The 16,016-nt window shown below is 37.6% G+C and carries 19 protein-coding genes and 1 pseudogene; 11 read left to right on the forward strand and 9 right to left on the reverse strand.

All coding sequences use genetic code 11. The features are described from left to right. Positions 1–10: 10 nt before the first annotated feature. The 4 genes from NAF01_RS14140 to NAF01_RS14155 all read right to left on the reverse strand — a co-directional run bounded on the left by NAF01_RS14140 (position 11) and on the right by NAF01_RS14155 (position 3,759). A complete protein-coding gene (locus NAF01_RS14140) occupies positions 11–445 on the reverse strand; it encodes a hypothetical protein (protein ID WP_226617863.1) in 435 nt (144 codons plus the stop codon). Next, on the reverse strand, positions 442–645 hold the full coding sequence (locus NAF01_RS14145) for a helix-turn-helix transcriptional regulator (RefSeq protein ID WP_283935809.1): 204 nt from the start codon (positions 643–645) through the stop codon (positions 442–444). Before NAF01_RS14145 ends, NAF01_RS14140 begins: the two co-directional genes overlap by 4 nt. Positions 646–1,158: 513 nt before the next feature. Continuing rightward, the gene (locus NAF01_RS14150) at positions 1,159–2,922 is read right to left on the reverse strand and encodes a Rieske (2Fe-2S) protein (RefSeq protein ID WP_250800572.1); all 1,764 of its coding nucleotides are present in this window, start codon (positions 2,920–2,922) and stop codon (positions 1,159–1,161) included. Between the two features lie 369 nt (positions 2,923–3,291). Beyond that, on the reverse strand, positions 3,292–3,759 hold the full coding sequence (locus NAF01_RS14155; RefSeq protein ID WP_250800574.1) for a hypothetical protein: 468 nt from the start codon (positions 3,757–3,759) through the stop codon (positions 3,292–3,294). A gap of 320 nt (positions 3,760–4,079) precedes the next feature. Between NAF01_RS14155 and NAF01_RS14160 the strand changes: the two genes are divergently transcribed. The 7 genes from NAF01_RS14160 to NAF01_RS14190 all read left to right on the forward strand — a co-directional run bounded on the left by NAF01_RS14160 (position 4,080) and on the right by NAF01_RS14190 (position 8,129). Further along, positions 4,080–4,556, forward strand: a complete 477-nt coding sequence (locus NAF01_RS14160) for a hypothetical protein (RefSeq protein WP_250800576.1) — start codon at positions 4,080–4,082, stop codon at positions 4,554–4,556. Between the two features lie 494 nt (positions 4,557–5,050). Next, the gene (locus tag NAF01_RS14165; RefSeq protein WP_250800577.1) at positions 5,051–5,539 is read left to right on the forward strand and encodes a CBO0543 family protein; all 489 of its coding nucleotides are present in this window, start codon (positions 5,051–5,053) and stop codon (positions 5,537–5,539) included. A gap of 273 nt (positions 5,540–5,812) precedes the next feature. Next, complete coding sequence (locus NAF01_RS14170; protein ID WP_048008599.1) at positions 5,813–6,058, forward strand: hypothetical protein; 246 nt, start codon at positions 5,813–5,815, stop codon at positions 6,056–6,058. A gap of 16 nt (positions 6,059–6,074) precedes the next feature. After that, the gene (locus NAF01_RS14175; RefSeq protein ID WP_222501620.1) at positions 6,075–6,443 is read left to right on the forward strand and encodes a spore coat protein; all 369 of its coding nucleotides are present in this window, start codon (positions 6,075–6,077) and stop codon (positions 6,441–6,443) included. A gap of 18 nt (positions 6,444–6,461) precedes the next feature. After that, positions 6,462–7,598 carry a zinc-dependent alcohol dehydrogenase gene (locus NAF01_RS14180; protein ID WP_076258590.1) on the forward strand — a complete coding sequence of 379 codons (1,137 nt, stop codon included), beginning with the start codon at positions 6,462–6,464 and terminating at the stop codon, positions 7,596–7,598. Positions 7,599–7,616: 18 nt separating this feature from the next. Further along, the gene (locus tag NAF01_RS14185) at positions 7,617–7,811 is read left to right on the forward strand and encodes a hypothetical protein (RefSeq protein WP_048008596.1); all 195 of its coding nucleotides are present in this window, start codon (positions 7,617–7,619) and stop codon (positions 7,809–7,811) included. Between the two features lie 18 nt (positions 7,812–7,829). Beyond that, positions 7,830–8,129, forward strand: a complete 300-nt coding sequence (locus NAF01_RS14190) for a spore coat protein (protein WP_048008595.1) — start codon at positions 7,830–7,832, stop codon at positions 8,127–8,129. 130 nt (positions 8,130–8,259) lie between these two features. Here NAF01_RS14190 and NAF01_RS14195 read toward each other — a convergent pair whose 3' ends face one another. Both NAF01_RS14195 and NAF01_RS14200 read right to left on the reverse strand, forming a co-directional pair. Beyond that, entirely contained in the window at positions 8,260–9,354 is a 1,095-nt protein-coding gene (locus tag NAF01_RS14195) for an L-dopachrome tautomerase-related protein (protein ID WP_250800579.1), read from the reverse strand. A gap of 629 nt (positions 9,355–9,983) precedes the next feature. Continuing rightward, entirely contained in the window at positions 9,984–10,847 is an 864-nt protein-coding gene (locus NAF01_RS14200; RefSeq protein WP_250800580.1) for an SDR family oxidoreductase, read from the reverse strand. Between the two features lie 224 nt (positions 10,848–11,071). Between NAF01_RS14200 and NAF01_RS14205 the strand changes: the two genes are divergently transcribed. Then, complete coding sequence (locus tag NAF01_RS14205; protein ID WP_048008591.1) at positions 11,072–11,506, forward strand: Rrf2 family transcriptional regulator; 435 nt, start codon at positions 11,072–11,074, stop codon at positions 11,504–11,506. Positions 11,507–11,668: 162 nt separating this feature from the next. On the opposite strand, the gene NAF01_RS14210 is transcribed toward NAF01_RS14205, so the two are convergent. Continuing rightward, complete coding sequence (locus NAF01_RS14210; RefSeq protein ID WP_250802474.1) at positions 11,669–12,031, reverse strand: transcriptional activator HxlR; 363 nt, start codon at positions 12,029–12,031, stop codon at positions 11,669–11,671. 252 nt (positions 12,032–12,283) lie between these two features. Between NAF01_RS14210 and hxlA the strand changes: the two genes are divergently transcribed. From hxlA to NAF01_RS14225, 3 genes and pseudogenes are all read left to right on the forward strand, one after another. Continuing rightward, positions 12,284–12,916: a 3-hexulose-6-phosphate synthase gene (gene hxlA / locus NAF01_RS14215; protein ID WP_222501614.1), complete on the forward strand. Its 633-nt coding sequence runs from the start codon at positions 12,284–12,286 to the stop codon at positions 12,914–12,916. A gap of 8 nt (positions 12,917–12,924) precedes the next feature. Then, complete coding sequence (gene hxlB / locus NAF01_RS14220; RefSeq protein WP_076258576.1) at positions 12,925–13,482, forward strand: 6-phospho-3-hexuloisomerase; 558 nt, start codon at positions 12,925–12,927, stop codon at positions 13,480–13,482. Between the two features lie 95 nt (positions 13,483–13,577). Beyond that, positions 13,578–13,685 (forward strand): annotated as a pseudogene (locus NAF01_RS14225) (short chain dehydrogenase); the annotation flags it as partial. Between the two features lie 3 nt (positions 13,686–13,688). On the opposite strand, the gene NAF01_RS14230 reads toward NAF01_RS14225, so the two are convergent. Both NAF01_RS14230 and NAF01_RS14235 read right to left on the reverse strand, forming a co-directional pair. After that, the gene (locus tag NAF01_RS14230) at positions 13,689–14,201 is read right to left on the reverse strand and encodes a CBO0543 family protein (protein ID WP_250800582.1); all 513 of its coding nucleotides are present in this window, start codon (positions 14,199–14,201) and stop codon (positions 13,689–13,691) included. Positions 14,202–15,010: 809 nt separating this feature from the next. Next, positions 15,011–15,439 carry an ASCH domain-containing protein gene (locus tag NAF01_RS14235; protein ID WP_250800583.1) on the reverse strand — a complete coding sequence of 143 codons (429 nt, stop codon included), beginning with the start codon at positions 15,437–15,439 and terminating at the stop codon, positions 15,011–15,013. Positions 15,440–16,016: the final 577 nt, after the last annotated feature.

Consider the following 16,016-nt stretch of genomic DNA (forward strand, 5'->3'; position numbering starts at 1 on the left):
ATCCTCCCCTTTATTCATAAAGTTTTTTAACTTCCGACCAAAAAATAAAATACTGCCCGATGCCAAGTACAGTCAAAGTGATGACAGGGAGCAACTCGACTTTTCTAAACAGTGAAACCGCTACAATAGCTGCCGGAATCGCAAAATAATAATAAATATACACTTTTCGACAAGCACGATACGTAATATATTGATGCCCTTCATCTTCTTCTTTCAGCTCATAAGGGATGAAGGTAAGAATACGAATCTTCCGGTCTGGAAATTTACGGTTAAAATAAACCATTGTTCCGAAATAGATGATGACAAAAATAGCATATGCAACAAAAATAATAGTCGTCATGTTATTCCGCTGCTCCAAAACGATGCTCATCGAATAAATTACCGCAAGCCCAATCAGAAACACACTCATTGTAAAAGGTGAACGCAAAAACCGTTCCATAATCACTCATCCTCCCCCTCTATCCAAAACAGTTCCTCTAAATCGACACGTAATGCTTTAGCAATTTTCAATGCCAACAGTACAGACGGAGCATAGTCACCTTTTTCAATCATGCCAATGGTTTGGCGGGTAGCTCCAACCAATTTACCTAAATCAGATTGAGTATAATTATGCCTCGCTCTTAATTCCTTCACTTTATTTCTCAGCAAATTTAACATCCCCTATTACCATTTCTTGCCTCTTTATTGTAAAGAATACTTAACATTAGGTCAAGGATATTTTCCATTTTGTTAAGATTACATACCACTTAACTTAGTTGAGATTATGATAGCTATCCAAAAGGACTTATCTATGAAAAGAAAAAGAACCTCCAAATTTGTAATGGAAGCCCTCTTGCCCATGATTGTGTTTAAAGTTCCTGTAGAATATAAGGGTTTGATTCGATGATCTATCCGCCTTGCAGCTGATGGTACATGTTTTCAACAAATATTTATTGAGGCTTATCAATTATTCAACAATATGGCCAGTTTGCTGGATAATAGTCATGACGATTTTTCCACTCCCCTTTGGCTCTTAACGTTAATTATGATATTAAAAAAGTGCCTAACCCCTTATATACAAGGGATTAGACACTTTTAAAACAGGTTTATAAAAGTGTTGATCAGCATGATACGATTGTTTGTCCTTCTCGTTCTGAATCATGACTCGTCATCGATTGATCAATCATCTTCAAATAATTTTTCTCCCCGGTGGAGGCGCATGGCAATTTGTGCTGTATGCGGCATTTCTCTCGCAGTTGGGGCATGGCCTGCCAGATAACGTGTTACTGCAAGGATCAATGTTTCCTGTGCATACCTGGCAAGCTCTGAATCCTCTTTTTCCCAATGATCGTGTTCGACCATTGCTGCTTCATACATTTGAAATGAGTGAAACTCTGCATCCTCTCTTAGTAAAGCGTGACCGAGCGTATTGAAGAGTTCGCTTTTATCACCGCCGCGTGCCAGGTAATTCACTACCCATCTTGCTGATTCCGCAACCTGCTGCTGTTGATTCATCATCTCCAACAATTCTGAAGGACTTTGCGGTTCAGTTTCCACATCCTTTGGTTCCGGCCTTCTGGCGGATGGTGTATTGAGAAAACGATCAAGATACACACTCATTGCTCCATGGAAAACAGCCCGGGTCAATTCAGGTGTAGCAGAGCGGCGCAGCGATTCGTGTACAGCATGTGCGTGGGTAAAAGTATGAAGTACAGTGATCCAATCCCTGAAATCATTTTGCACATGGAAGCGGGAAATCCGATCAGCAGCCGCTAAAGTTACGAGCTGGGCTAACCGGGAAGGAGTGACGCCGTTTTTAAGTGCATCCATCATCATATTTACCGTTTTAATAGGGTTATCTGATAAAATTTGTTCAACCAAGGCTGGTTCATCTATACCAGCGTCCCCTCGTGATGAGACATCAGCAAGGATATCAGGTAATTCCCGGAACGCCTCCTTTAAGGGTTTGACCAGGTTCACAGGTGATTGCCAGCTATGGGATTCTTCACTGCGGGACACATCGCCGATACCGGGGAGCAAGGATGATAATACATAGGACCGGTGCTCAATACCAATCTGATTTAAAATTTCAAATGCTTTATTATTAAAATCAAGAGTATGACCTGTGTTTACATAAAAATGATCCGTGACCGCTGTCATCATCATGTCAGCAAGCTGCTCGTCCGAGAATCCCGATTGTACCGCGGTCAATAGCACCCGCTCAGCTCCCTGTGAATCCCGCACCTCCACACAATGACGATACCATTCTGATAATTGTTCGAATGATTGGGTATTCTTTTCATTTGATACAGGAAGGGATCCAAGTAAAAAGCGTGTTCCCATGCCGGAACTTTCCCGTGCAACATGAACCAGGCCTTGAAACAGCGCTAAAACCTGCCCAGTTTTATCTAATTTGGGCAATACATTGGTCATGGCTGTTAAAATCGTTAATCCCGATCCCCATCCGCTCCTCCGATGTGTTGTTCCGAATTCGACGCCGATTTTTGCTATCTCTGTCGCTGGAAAACCAGCTTCCATCAATCCGACAACTGATTTGGCGATGACAAGACTAATATTTTGCTCAAGGCCGTCACGTAATCGCTGCCTTAATTTTTCGATTGTCACCTTATTAAACGGAACTGGATAAACCCAAACCTCATCCCCGTTAATCTCGACGGGATAAGTAGGGACATCATCTGCCCATGGATCCAAGGTTCCGCCGCTTTTTATATCAAAGCGGGCATGATGCCAGTGACACGTCAAAATCCCATCACATAGGCTTCCGGTATGGAGGGGAAAGCCCATATGCGGACAGCGGTTATCCACCGCATAGACTTGTTTTTCGTAAACAAATACAGCAATTGCATGACTTCCACCTTTAATAACCTTTGCCCCTTCATCTTCAAGCGTTTTTAATGAACCGGCATAAATCAATTCTGACAATGGTATCACTCTCCCTAAAGAATTCATAAAAGATTTACAATAACTGTTATCTATTATTTTATATTATTGATGGAATACAGGAATCCTTCATAGGTGTGGACTTTTTTCATCCAAAAGTCTGAGAATCTACCCAAAAACAAAGGTTAACATCGGTATGCTCTCCCTTCCAATGACCATTCATATATTGATAATCTTATGAATCTGAATCGCCTCTTGGTTATTCAGCTGTTTTTGAATTGCCTCCTCTCACAACGACTATGACAGGTAACCTTCAATTCTGAATTTATTACACAGATTATAAGCAATAGTGTTATCAGATACGTTCTTAAAGTAACCTGTCCCGTTAACCCGTTAACTAAAGAAGAAAATCTACTTTACTTCTATGGCAAATGCATAATTAGCATCTCCAGTAGATGTGTTCTCTTTCTTTTCATCCATCCACCATGCTCCATATGAATAGTAATAAATCCCTTTTTGGGCAGGCGCTGTGAAATGATTGTTACTTATTTCAACTTCCGATTCTTCAGAGCTGCTTATTTGCAGAACATGAATTTTATTTGGTTTTGGTTCATATTCCATAATAAAAGCTACACTTTCACCAGGACTTACTTCAATTGGTTCACTTTCTTCCAAAAGCTCGATTAATCCAGCTTTATCCACACATTCGGCTTGACCTTTTGTCGACCAGCAATAGGTTCCAAGTATAGTTTCGAATCTTTCGTTATCCACCTCTATAAAGGCTTTAGGTGGCTTAGGCTCTTCTTGAGTCACACCATTATTTGTACACCCAGTGATGATTAAACCAAAGAGAGCTATAATATGGTACCTTTTCTTCATGATTGTTTCCTCCTAAAAAAGAATTATTATTGAATTACTCTCTAGGTTCTTTTGTTAAATATCTCCATCTGCGTTTTCTATACTGTCGGTTTACCCTCCTGCTCTGCCTTTGACCCCTCTCTGAATATACACTTACTTTCACAAATTAAATGAAATGGCTGTAAAACCCTTTGCTTCGCAGCCCAACGCAAAAAATCATACACATTTGAATGTAAATCTGCATAACCAAGTCGGTGTTTCAGTTACCTTTATCGAATAATCGAATAAATATATGCACCAAGAGTACACTACATATAAAACTAATGTGGGGTTTTACAAACATGAAACAGATTATTCTCTGGTCACTCTTGATATTGCCTTGGGCGTCCTTGTTCTTTTTAAAAATGGATACTGTACGCAGGTACATGCCTGTTGCTCTATTTATGACCGTTATTCATACCTTGGCATATCAGGCGGCTTATCATTACGGATGGTGGAAAGAGGCAGGTTCCAGTCTGTTCGGATGGGATAAAGTCGTACCGGTTCCTTGGGTGTATGGAGCATATTTAGTTATAGTTATCTGGGTATTCCACTTTACTTTTAGGAAATTTTGGTTGTATATGACTGTCAATATACTTTTGGACGGATCTTTTATGTACATTGTTTACCCGGTATGGCAACGAATGGGGCTTGTTTCGAGTGAATCGACTTTGTCTACAATAGCTATTGTTGCTATGATGGTCAGTTTTGCGTTCATCCTCTATCTGTATCAATTGTGGCAGGAAGAAGTGTTGGAACAGCCCAAAGTAAATAAATGACCAAGAACTGACTTGACGTCCCATTCATAGGGGAAAGGAAAGCAAAGCACCTGAAAACAGGGAGATTTCCGAGTCGAATACTTGTACACGCTGATTTCACAATCATTAAGCTTGTTCAACAGACTCTACGAAGCCTTTAACAGATCTTTCATTGGTTTGGCCTGCTTTATTTGGTCTTTTTTTGCAGTGCAATAGCATATGAATTCTACTGTAAATCAAATGATACTCCTTGCTTATACCTCTAATTATGATAAGGTTCCCCACGATTATTCATAAACTGATTTGTTAAATTAATGTCCGATTCTTTCCCTAACCCCTTTGTGAAAAGCCACATAAAAGGGAACTCTGATCATTGGCTGAACCTAAAAATGTATGCATTAGATGGTTAATAGTATCCTCCTTATATTTCCCATATTGTTTACTTAACTAATGTTCGAATGTCCTAAGTATAATCACCTGCATCAGAGATAACCTATATTATAGAGGTGCTAAACATGGGTAGAAAATTTGAAAAAAACCTTATAAAATTGCTTTATTTTTTTGGTATTAGTTCCTTTATTTACTTAATTAAAAAACCTCTTGCAAAGGACTGGCTCCTTGTTTTCTTTATAAAAAGTTATTATGCATCATTGGTAGATCAACTAGTTGTAAATAAAGGTTACGTTAAATATCCCACCCGATTTCCAAAACAAGTTAAAACAAGTTTGGTTTTTGATTACATTCTTTTCCCAATTTCTTGTGTTTTTTATAATCAACTGACTAAGGATTCTCGCATCCTTCATTGCCTTTTAAAAGTTCTGTATTTCAGTGTACCGATGACTATTACTGAGCTATGGTTAGAAAGAAATACACAGCTTGTTAAATATAAAAAGGGATGGAATTGGAAAACTACTTTCTATTCGCTTTCTTTTTCCTTCTTATTGGTCAGATTTTCAATGTCTGTTATAAGGAGTCTCTTCAATAATAAATACGATTTTTCTTAAGATGGAGGTTCTTAATCAACAAGAGAGTAAAAAGGATAAGGCATTTCTCCTTCCTTTCGTATTTTAAGTTCAACCAGATATTTCTGGTTGAACTTTTTTTTAGATACAAGAAAAAAGACCGCCGCAACAATCATCCACAGCCATCACAATAAATGAATTCCTCCACTGTATGTATATTCCAACCATTAATTTTAAAAAACATTAAAGAATGTTTCCCTCCTATTTTGGAACAATACAATTGATTGTGCGAAAGAATAAGGAGGTTAATTAGAAATGGATAATCAAAAATTAGCTGATCATGAGTCATTGGATCTACATGAAGTTATAAATTTTAAAACCCTTTGCTTAGCGAAATCAAAACTAATGCAAGGACTGGTATTTGATAATGATTTAAGAGCATTAATGCAAAAAGATGTTGAACAATCCATTCAAGCGCTTGGAGAATTACAGGCAGTTTATCAACGCGCACCTTTTGAAGCTCCTGTTCCTCAAAACCGGCCAACACCAATAGTAAATTGAAAAGGAGGAAAATTCATTGAATAATGACTATTTAGACCCTATAAACTCGCTACACGTACCAGAGCTGGCAGATACCACATTTGCGATGGATTTACTTCTTCGTGCCAAAGAAGGTGTCCGCAATATTGCTGTAGCATTAACAGAGTCCGCATCACCTGATGTCAGAAACCTCTTACGAAAACAGTTAATGCAAGGGATTGCCATGCACCAAGAAGTTACAGAACTAATGATTAATAAAAAATGGTTCCATCCTTACGAACTAAGTGAACAGTATAAACTAGATCAACTCTCTGCCAACAATACATTGATGATTGGCAAAATGAATCTATTTCCCGTTGAGACCAATAGAAAAGGTATGTTTGACCGGACACCTGATGATCACTAACACTGGAGGCTGTAACCAATGAAGGCAGTAACATATCAAGGTATTAAAAATGTTGTAGTCAAAGACGTCCCAGATCCAAAGATTGAAAAACCAGATGACATGATTATTAAAGTAACGAGTACAGCTATATGTGGGTCTGATTTACATTTAATCCATGGAATGATTCCAAATATGCAGGAAGACTATATTATCGGTCATGAACCGATGGGAATTGTTGAAGAGGTTGGACCAAATGTTACGAAAGTAAAAAAAGGGGATCGTGTTATTATTCCTTTTAACATTGCCTGCGGGGAATGCATTTATTGTAAAAACCATTTGGAAAGCCAATGTGATAATTCTAATGATAATGGTGATATGGGGGCGTATTTCGGATACTCGGGAACGACTGGCGGTTATCCAGGCGGGCAAGCTGAATATTTACGTGTTCCCTTTGCCAATTTCACTCACTTTAAGATTCCAGAAACCTGTGAAGAACCAGATGAAAAATTATCCGTTATCGCTGACGCTATGACCACTGGTTTTTGGAGTGTTGACAATGCAGGTGTAAAGGCCGGAGATACAGTTATTGTATTTGGCTGCGGTCCAGTTGGTCTTTTTGCTCAAAAATTCTGCTGGTTAAAAGGGGCAAAGCGAGTAATTGCCGTTGATTATGTCAATTATCGCCTGCAGCACGCCAAGCGCACCAACAAAGTAGAAATTGTTAACTTTGAGGACCATGAGAATGTAGGAAATTATCTTAAGGAAATTACCAAAGGCGGGGCAGATGTTGTTATTGACGCTGTTGGTATGGACGGTAAAATGACTGATATGGAGTTCCTTGCGAGCGGAATGAAGCTTCAAGGGGGAGCATTAAGTGCGTTTATAATGGCTTCACAAGCAGTACGTAAAGGCGGGACAATTCAAGTAACTGGCGTTTACGGCGGCAGATATAATGGTTTCCCTCTTGGAGATATTATGCAGCGAAATATCAATATCCGCTCCGGTCAAGCTCCTGTCATCCACTATATGCCATACATGTTTGAATTGGTAACAACTGGTAAGATCGACCCGAGCGATGTAGTAAGTCATGTCCTTCCTCTTAGTGAAGCAAAACATGGCTATGAGATTTTTGACACAAAAATGGACGAATGTATTAAAGTCGTGTTGAAACCTTAAGGAAGGAGGTATAAAAAAATGAACTACGCCTTGCATGAAGTTCTTGAGGTCCATGAGATGGCTGCATTTAAGACTAATTGTCTAACTAAATCCAAAACGATGAAAGCGTTAGTTACAGATCAGCGATTAAAAGATATTATGCAGCAAGACATTGATTTATCTACGGTACAATTACAAGAATATGCTTCTATCCTTTCCAACGCTAAGCAGTAAATTAGGAGGTGAATGAACATGAATCCAATCATTGAAAATTTAACTGGCATGAACGCACTCTCTGATCAAGTGGTTGCAATGGATTTATTGATTGCAGCTAAGAGTGGAGTTAGAAATTTTGCCATGGCTGTTACAGAATCAGGAACGCCCGAAATTAAAGAAATGCTCACTCGCCATTTAACGGAAGCTATTGATATGCATGAACAAGTTTCCTTATATATGGAAGAAAAAGGATGGTATCATGCTTGGGATACAAACGAACAAATCAATTTAGATTTAAATAATATCGATACAGCATTGAACTTACCCTCTCTATAAAAATAAAATAGGAACAGTTTAGAATTACAACCTAAACTGTTCCTAACAAACCAAAAATGATTTAATATATAATCTTCCTCCTTTTGTGACCATAATTTTTTCACAATTACAAATTCGATTTTATTTATTATTAAATGGCAGGAGCAGGAAATTCACCAATTTTCATACGAATTAAACTATAAGGTTTTTGTCGCAGGTCTTTTCCATAATGAAATCTTGCCTGCCGATGTAATTGGTTCACAATGACATATAAGTATTGATCCGGACCAATCGAAAAAGTATCCGGCCATAAAATTCTCGGGTCATGTGCGATGGTTTCCATTGTGCCATTTGGCAATATCTTTCGAATACTGTTGTTTTCATAGTCTCCGGCATAAATGGTTCCTTTTGCATCAGTAATCATTCCATCAGAAGCACCTTTTTCTCCCCAGTACTCCACCTGATAAGGTAAATCCATGTCCGGTATATTTCTGTCTCTCAGGGCTTCTGTTGGGATCGAGAACAGATGACGGCTTGTAAGTGGACAAAAAAATAATACCTTTCCATCGGGAGAAATCGCAATACCGTCAGACGCCAATCTAAATGGAGATGTGGAACCATCTTTGTTTCGGTTCATTAAGATTTCACCTTCTACTTTCGGTAAAAAATAAGGATCGGGTGAAGTTGAATTTGCTCCATTTAACCGTCTAAACGCGTTTCCATTTTCTAAATCTACAACGATAATAGCTCCGGGTCCTTTGGAAGATGAATCCGTTATATAGGCATAACCTGCTTTTCCAACACGAAAGTCAAATCGGACATCATTCAGATAAGTTGTTGGCAGGACTACATCCTCTGTAAAGGTATATACGCTTCTAATTGTATTGGTTTTTAAATCAACAGCGACTAATTTTGCCCCACCTTTAATTGGTGCAGAAAAATTGGGTGCCGCTGTATCCAATACCCAAAGCGTTCCCCTTCCATCCGCAACTACACTTTGGACACTGATGAAAGTCATTCTGATATTCCCGGGGTTAACCAAATTGGTTTGTAAGTTAGGATAAGCCTGCAATTCACCCTCAACAATTTCGGCAACCGTAAATTTAACATCGTCTCCCCATTTCGGAAAACAAATGAAAATACGACCAGTTTCCGAAACACTAACACCTGTAGGCATAGCCCCATAAAATGTATGAACTAGTTCTAACTTACCGAAATATTTTTCACTAGGCAGCATAGGTTTCATGTTATCCTCCTCAGCCATTTAAAACGGGATATCACCTATATATGATTTATACTTTTTCTAGTGCATGTTTTTTAACAAATTTTTCTAAACTAAAGATGATGGAATTGATTGTTTAAAATTTAAAAAGTCTTGTCGGAACTTCATATGCTTTCAGAGCAAATGACAAGTTTAAGAAATTCAGGTATCAAACAGCAACATCATCTGAGTACCCAGCTTCGCATTAAAGTATATAATTTTTTTACAAATACCACTCCCGATATTCAAGGATGGGATAATCTTTATAAAATATGTAAGATAATGCTGATCCAAAAAACGCAATAATAGCCTTAAAATTGTACCATCGCAAATTAGAAAGCCAATTTTTTATAGTCAGTTTCACGATTTATCATTACCTCATTTTAAACATTAATAGGTTGGTCGCATAATATACCATTCCTATTCAAAATTTTTCTCATTAACCCAAAGAAGCAGACCAATTCAGTTGCGAAATGGACTGCTTCTTTGGGTGCTAATTTAATTTTTATACGCAAAAACCAGACCTATTACTTATTTTCTGAATTATGTTGTTTATTTGTTTATTAAAAGGCGATTTTTATTTACGGGTTTATAATAAAATCCCAAAATACACTTTATTGGATACTTTGAACGATTTGAGATAATCCTTCGCTAAGTGGTGCAGCAGGACGTCCAAGTAGTTTTTCAAAATCGCTGCTCTCGATTTCAAGTGTACCCTCTCGAATATCTTTCTGGATACCAACTAGAAAAGGAATGAGGAATTCTGGAACGCCAGCACCCTTTATTGCCTCAGCATAGGAAGTATCATCAACCTGGTGTACTGGTACTTCCTTACCCAATACAACGCCAAGTGCAGAGGCAAACTCTTCCTGTGTAAATAACTTACCAGAGAGCTCATAGATAGTGTTTTCGTGCCCGTTACCAGCTAATACTGCTGCTGCGGCCTCTGCGTAATCCTGTTGCAGTGCCCAGCCAACTTTTCCAGTTCCTGCAGATGTCACCCATGGTGCTCCTGCCAGTACACCTTGAATGCTTGAACTTTCATTCTCCAAGTACCAATTGTTACGCAAGAAAGAATAAGGAATTCCTGTTTTCAAAATAGCTTCTTCCGTTGCCTTATGTGTTGGAGCAAGCATGTTTTTACTTTCCCTGGCGTCTGCAATGCTAGTATATACAATAAATTTAACACCGGCACGCTCTGATGCAGCCACCGCATTTGTGTGCTGACGAATTCTTGTTTCATTGTCTCCATCCGCAGAAATGATCAATAAGCGATCGATTCCTTTAAAAGCCGTATCTAAAGTTTCTGGACGGTCAAAATCTCCCTGGCGAACTTCTACTCCTCGAGTTTTTATTCCTTCTGCCTTCTCCGGATTCCGAACACTAACTGCAAGTTGATTTGCTGGAACAGTTTTCAACAATGCATCAACAATTTTGGAGCCCAATTTCCCTGTAGCTCCAGTTACTAACAATCTCATCTTCCATTCCCCCCCAATTAAATTGTTTATCGTTACATCCTTCAATTACATAAAATTAAATTAACTGTAACCACCTTAATTACATGTAATCATAATAATTACATTTTAAGATTTTGTCAATAACTATAAATGGTCATTTTTTAAGGTATAATATTAAGGGTGTAACCACATTTATTACAAGAAAAGATTTATCCTTATAAAGATGCAAGAAAGGTGATGAATAAATGTCCATTAGCAGCCGATTCGCTGTAGGCGTTCATATATTATCTCTTATAGAGTTTAATAAAGACGGTGTAAGTTCATCTGAATATTTAGCAGAAAGTGTAAACACAAATCCAGCACTTATCAGGAAAATTATTGGAATGCTAAAGAAAGCAGGGTTAGTAGAGGTACATCCTGGTATTCCGGGAACTAAGCTTGCAAGGAATTTATCTGACATTACTCTGCTAGATGTATATAAGGCAGTTAATGTCGTACAGGATAATGAGTTGTTTAATGTTCATGAAAGTCCAAATCCTAAATGTCCTGTAGGCAGAAACATTCAAAATACGATCATTCCTATATTGTCTGCTGCACAATTAGCGATGGAAAAGGTCTTAGGAAATGTAACCATCGAGTATGTAGTTAAGGATATGCTTGAAAAAGAAAAAATAAATTAACAACTAGTCATAGTTTAATAAAGGTATGTCATTACCATTGGCATTTACAATCTAATAGATATGTTTTGTCAGCCTTTTACAAGGCAAACAAAGAAAAAGGGGCAATGCTATATCACATTGCCCCTTTCTATATTGTGGTGCTATTTGCCTCGATTTATATAGTCAAGATTTAATTGACTCTTTCTTAGGGTTTAACCCTGCAGTCTCCATATAGTTTTTACCCCATTTATACATAGCATCAAGAATCGGCATCAAGCTTCTCCCCTGTTCAGTAAGGGTATATTCCACTTTTGGAGGAACAACCGGGTACACTTTCCGATCTACTATCAAGTCTTCTTCCAGTTCACGCAATTGGTTCACAAGCATCCTTTGCGTGATTCCTGGCATGAGAGCCTTCAATTCACCAAATCGCTTGGTTCCTTCTTTCCCTAGATGCCATAAAATCAGCATTTTCCACTTTCCACCGATAACTGATAGCGTCAATTCCTTTTCACAGTTAAAGATCTTATCCTGCATTCGTGACATTTCACTCACCTCTATCATTATTATACCCCATAGTATACTTTTTAGCACTATGTAAAATAAAAGTGCGTACTTCCACTAAAATGTTATAGGTTGTATACTTGCAATTGTTCAGCGATTGGGAACATCATCGATCCCGGCTGCTGGTACAGATAATACTCCAAAAGGATAATATTCCTGAAGAGGATCTATTTAATTTTGGAGACAGTATAACTGTACGAAAAATCCGAATAAAATTAATAGGAGTGAACATATATGGAATTACAATTAGCTTTAGATTTAGTCAATATTCCAGAAGCAATTGAGCTTGTTAAAGAAGTGGAGGAACATATCGATATCGTAGAAATCGGTACCCCAGTCGTAATCAACGAGGGTCTCCATGCAGTAAAGGCAGTAAAAGAAGCATTCCCTAATTTAAAGGTTTTAGCAGACCTGAAAATCATGGACGCTGCTGGTTATGAAGTAATGAAAGCCTCAGAAGCAGGTGCTGATATTATTACGATTCTAGGCACAGCCGAAGATATGTCTATTCAAGGTGCTGTAGAAGAAGCGAAAAAACAAGGCAAAAAAATCCTTGTTGACATGATTGCTGTAAAAGATCTAGCTGGCCGCGCTAAAGAAGTCGATGCAATGGGTGTAGACTATATTTGTGTCCACACCGGCTACGACCTTCAAGCAGTAGGAAAAAACTCTTTTGAAGATCTGCAAACGATTAAAAGTGTTGTAAAAAATGCAAAAACTGCAATCGCAGGCGGCATTAAATTAGAAACACTTCCAGAAGTCATTAAAGTAAATCCAGACCTTGTCATTGTTGGCGGCGGTATTACAGGTCAAGCTGATAAAAAAGCTGCAGCAGCAACAATGCAAGAACTGATCAAAAAAGGGTAAGATCAAGCATGCATACTTCACAATATTTAGCTAAGATCTTAAAAGAGTTAATCAGAACAACTGACCACATTCCGGATGAAGAAGCTGAGAAATTGGTTAATGGGATTCTTGAAGCAAAAAAAGTGTTTGTAGCTGGCGCAGGCAGATCTGGATTTATGGCCAAGTCATTTGCGATGCGAATGATGCATATGGGCATAGATGCTTATGTACCAGGCGAAACGGTGACCCCTAACTTTGAAAAAGATGACATCTTGATCATCGCTTCAGGTTCAGGAGAAACGAAAAGCCTTGTTTCCATGTCAGAGAAAGCAAAAAGTATAGGTGGAACGATTGCCGCCGTAACGATTTTCCCCGAATCCACAATCGGAAAAATAGCGGATATAAAGATTAAGTTACCTGGTTCACCTAAGGATCAATCGGAAGGTGATTATAAAACCATTCAGCCTATGGGCTCATTATTCGAGCAAACTCTTTTACTATTCTGCGATGCTGTCATTCTGAGGTTCATGGAGAAAAAGGGCTTGGATACGAATAAGATGTATGGCAAACACGCCAATTTAGAATAAAACGTTTTGTCTATGAAAGACCGCAAACTATCTATGCAAGATTGCGGTCTTTCTATTTTAATTTGTATAAAAACCAGTTCATAGGAGTGAAAAAAATGAATTCATTAAATGGCAAAACTGCTTTAGTTACTGGTGCAGGCAGAGGTATTGAACGAGCTACTGCTATCGCCTTAGCAAAAGAAGGAGTTAATGGTGTTTTAATCGAGTCAATTAGTTGAAGTCCTTTTGTATGGGTCCTTCTTTTCAATAAAGTTCGAAAGCCAAATGGTAGCAGCAAAAACAACCAAATAAGTGATATAGGATAAATACAATTTCCAGCCTGTATATGTAAAAACTTGAAACTTTACTGCAATCCATTCTAGAGCAATCGCTACCCCAGCCCAAAAAATAATATAAAATAGATACTTTAGGCCTTTTGGTTTTTTATATTGATAGAAGTTTACGACAAAGTAAGAAAGAGTAGGGTAAGTTACAAAGTGCAATAATACATCAAATAATTCATGCTTTTTATGATCAATCGTAAAGTATAATTCATATGGTTTTACACTAAGGGTAATATCAGCTAACAAAGCAAGAAAAACATTAAATGTCCAAATAATTGTGATGGTAGCAGCAGGCAATCGTCTAGGTAATATAAACATGAGGGCCCAAGTAAGTATTGTGGAAAAGATAATAAAAATTTCATTTGAATCAAATTTCTCAGGAAGAGGTAACATCATGACGTATTCACCTCTTTGTCTCTATAAATAAGTTTTTCTAAATAAAATGAGTAAATAGCCAATAATAAAATTATCAAAGTGTATCTCAAATATGAATAAAATACATTCCAATTTACCCATTCCAAATATCCAATATGAACGAAAAATATTTCAATTGAAATGAGTGCTGTTAAGAAGATGAAGAGATGAATAAGTTTACTGAAAATAGTTCTTTTAGAGAACAAAATATAAATAACCCATAAAAGTAACGCTGGCTTGAGTGACAACTCAGGAATTTTTTGTGTCCAAAAAATTAACTGACTTGGGTCTTGCTTTGTAAGTTCTAAATTCAAATTAATGATTAGACCTGTATTTGTAATAAGAATATTGGAGAAAAAATAACAGCCCAAGATGTTAGTGACGTTCATTTTCTTCATCAAGATGTATAAGGAAGTAAAGGATAATATTGCTAAAATAAGAAAAAGCCACACTGTTTTCATAATAGCCACCATTTTTATTTTCATCTACATTAATTTGTACATATAATGTCAAAAAAATACTGCATCTAAAGAAAACAAACAGTAAACGGAAAGCTGGATTCTTATTTGTTATTCGTTATACTAGCTAATAGGATGTCAACTTTTGAGGAATAGAAAATCTTATGCATGATGATATTTATGCCTCCCACGAACTTTCTCTCTTAACTCGGCGGAAAGCCTTTGTAACATCCAAAGATCACTAAATCTCCCTCTCGTTTAAAGTCACCTCAGTATAAAAATTAATCCGTTATTCCTATGTACAAGTGAAATACTGCTTACCTCCATCGCCTTTCATAATAAATCAGTTTCCCATAACCCAAGCTGGCCTTTTGCTGGGATACGTTCATTCAAGATCTTCATGTCTTGAACCTCCCAAGCATATCCACCCACATTAAAGTCTCCTAAAAAATAATCATTCCCTGATACGATTTGTCCATTTTCCAGGACTGCTGATGTCTGATTTTTTTCAGTTATCTTCAGACAATTTTCAAGTCGGCCTACAGCAATGATCATTCCGGTCGGAAGAGTCTCTTCTGTATATCCATGCTTACCGAGCAGCGAACGGATGGCCACATGCCTGCAGACAGCCTTATCTATTTTTTTACTTGTATGAATGGCCAGCGGCCCGCGATAATTTGTTTTCCATGACCTTGTTTCAAATTCATTCTCTCGAAGGACAAAAAGACTTGCCCAAGGCTGAATCATAGATAATACCTTCATTCTCCCTGCCACCAATCTATAAGTTTCCTTTGTCTTATCGTGTCCGTAGAGAAGAATATTATTAGCAAAAAGGTTTAATTGCCCACTGTAAGCAGTAATCTTCCGGAAAAATAAAAATTGAGGGGGTTACTACTAAAAAGCACATTGAAACCTGTACGGCGGAAGCGACTAATTTTTCCCAAACTCATCTTTACTTTATTTGCTAATAAAGCCCAGCCAAATAATTCATTATCTTAAAAACCTGGAATGGTTAGTGATCAGGAAAATCCCGACCACTAATTTAACCTTCATTTAGAAATAAATCACTTCCAAAATTCCTCTGAATATAAAAAAGCTGACCCTGTAAGTGTTCATAAGAACCTCGGGGTCAGCCTGAATTATTGATGAATCGATTGGATGATTATATTTACTAAACCTTCCGCATCTTTTAGTTCTACAGTCGTTAATTAGATGCGGCAGAAGGTTTTTAACCGGCACTCCATGCACCATTTCACAAAAAAGATTTTTAGGAACAGTTTTATTGGCCAATGTTAAACTGTTCCTAAAAAATTTCTATAGATTAGGTAAGTTTAATGTT

The organism is Cytobacillus firmus, assembly GCF_023657595.1.
Taxonomy (GTDB): Bacteria; Bacillota; Bacilli; order Bacillales; family Cytobacillaceae; genus Cytobacillus; species Cytobacillus firmus_B.

Coding starts and splice junctions, on each gene's coding strand:
- NAF01_RS14155 (WP_250800574.1), bottom strand. CDS start 3,759: ATGAAGAAAAGGTACCATATTATAGCTCTCTTTGGTTTAATCATCACT.
- NAF01_RS14160 (WP_250800576.1), top strand. CDS start 4,080: ATGAAACAGATTATTCTCTGGTCACTCTTGATATTGCCTTGGGCGTCC.
- NAF01_RS14165 (WP_250800577.1), top strand. CDS start 5,051: ATGGGTAGAAAATTTGAAAAAAACCTTATAAAATTGCTTTATTTTTTT.
- NAF01_RS14170 (WP_048008599.1), top strand. CDS start 5,813: ATGGATAATCAAAAATTAGCTGATCATGAGTCATTGGATCTACATGAA.
- NAF01_RS14180 (WP_076258590.1), top strand. CDS start 6,462: ATGAAGGCAGTAACATATCAAGGTATTAAAAATGTTGTAGTCAAAGAC.
- NAF01_RS14185 (WP_048008596.1), top strand. CDS start 7,617: ATGAACTACGCCTTGCATGAAGTTCTTGAGGTCCATGAGATGGCTGCA.
- NAF01_RS14190 (WP_048008595.1), top strand. CDS start 7,830: ATGAATCCAATCATTGAAAATTTAACTGGCATGAACGCACTCTCTGAT.
- NAF01_RS14195 (WP_250800579.1), bottom strand. CDS start 9,354: ATGAAACCTATGCTGCCTAGTGAAAAATATTTCGGTAAGTTAGAACTA.
- NAF01_RS14200 (WP_250800580.1), bottom strand. CDS start 10,847: ATGAGATTGTTAGTAACTGGAGCTACAGGGAAATTGGGCTCCAAAATT.
- NAF01_RS14205 (WP_048008591.1), top strand. CDS start 11,072: ATGTCCATTAGCAGCCGATTCGCTGTAGGCGTTCATATATTATCTCTT.
- NAF01_RS14210 (WP_250802474.1), bottom strand. CDS start 12,031: ATGTCACGAATGCAGGATAAGATCTTTAACTGTGAAAAGGAATTGACG.
- hxlA (WP_222501614.1), top strand. CDS start 12,284: ATGGAATTACAATTAGCTTTAGATTTAGTCAATATTCCAGAAGCAATT.
- hxlB (WP_076258576.1), top strand. CDS start 12,925: ATGCATACTTCACAATATTTAGCTAAGATCTTAAAAGAGTTAATCAGA.
- NAF01_RS14230 (WP_250800582.1), bottom strand. CDS start 14,201: ATGATGTTACCTCTTCCTGAGAAATTTGATTCAAATGAAATTTTTATT.
- NAF01_RS14235 (WP_250800583.1), bottom strand. CDS start 15,439: ATGAAGGTATTATCTATGATTCAGCCTTGGGCAAGTCTTTTTGTCCTT.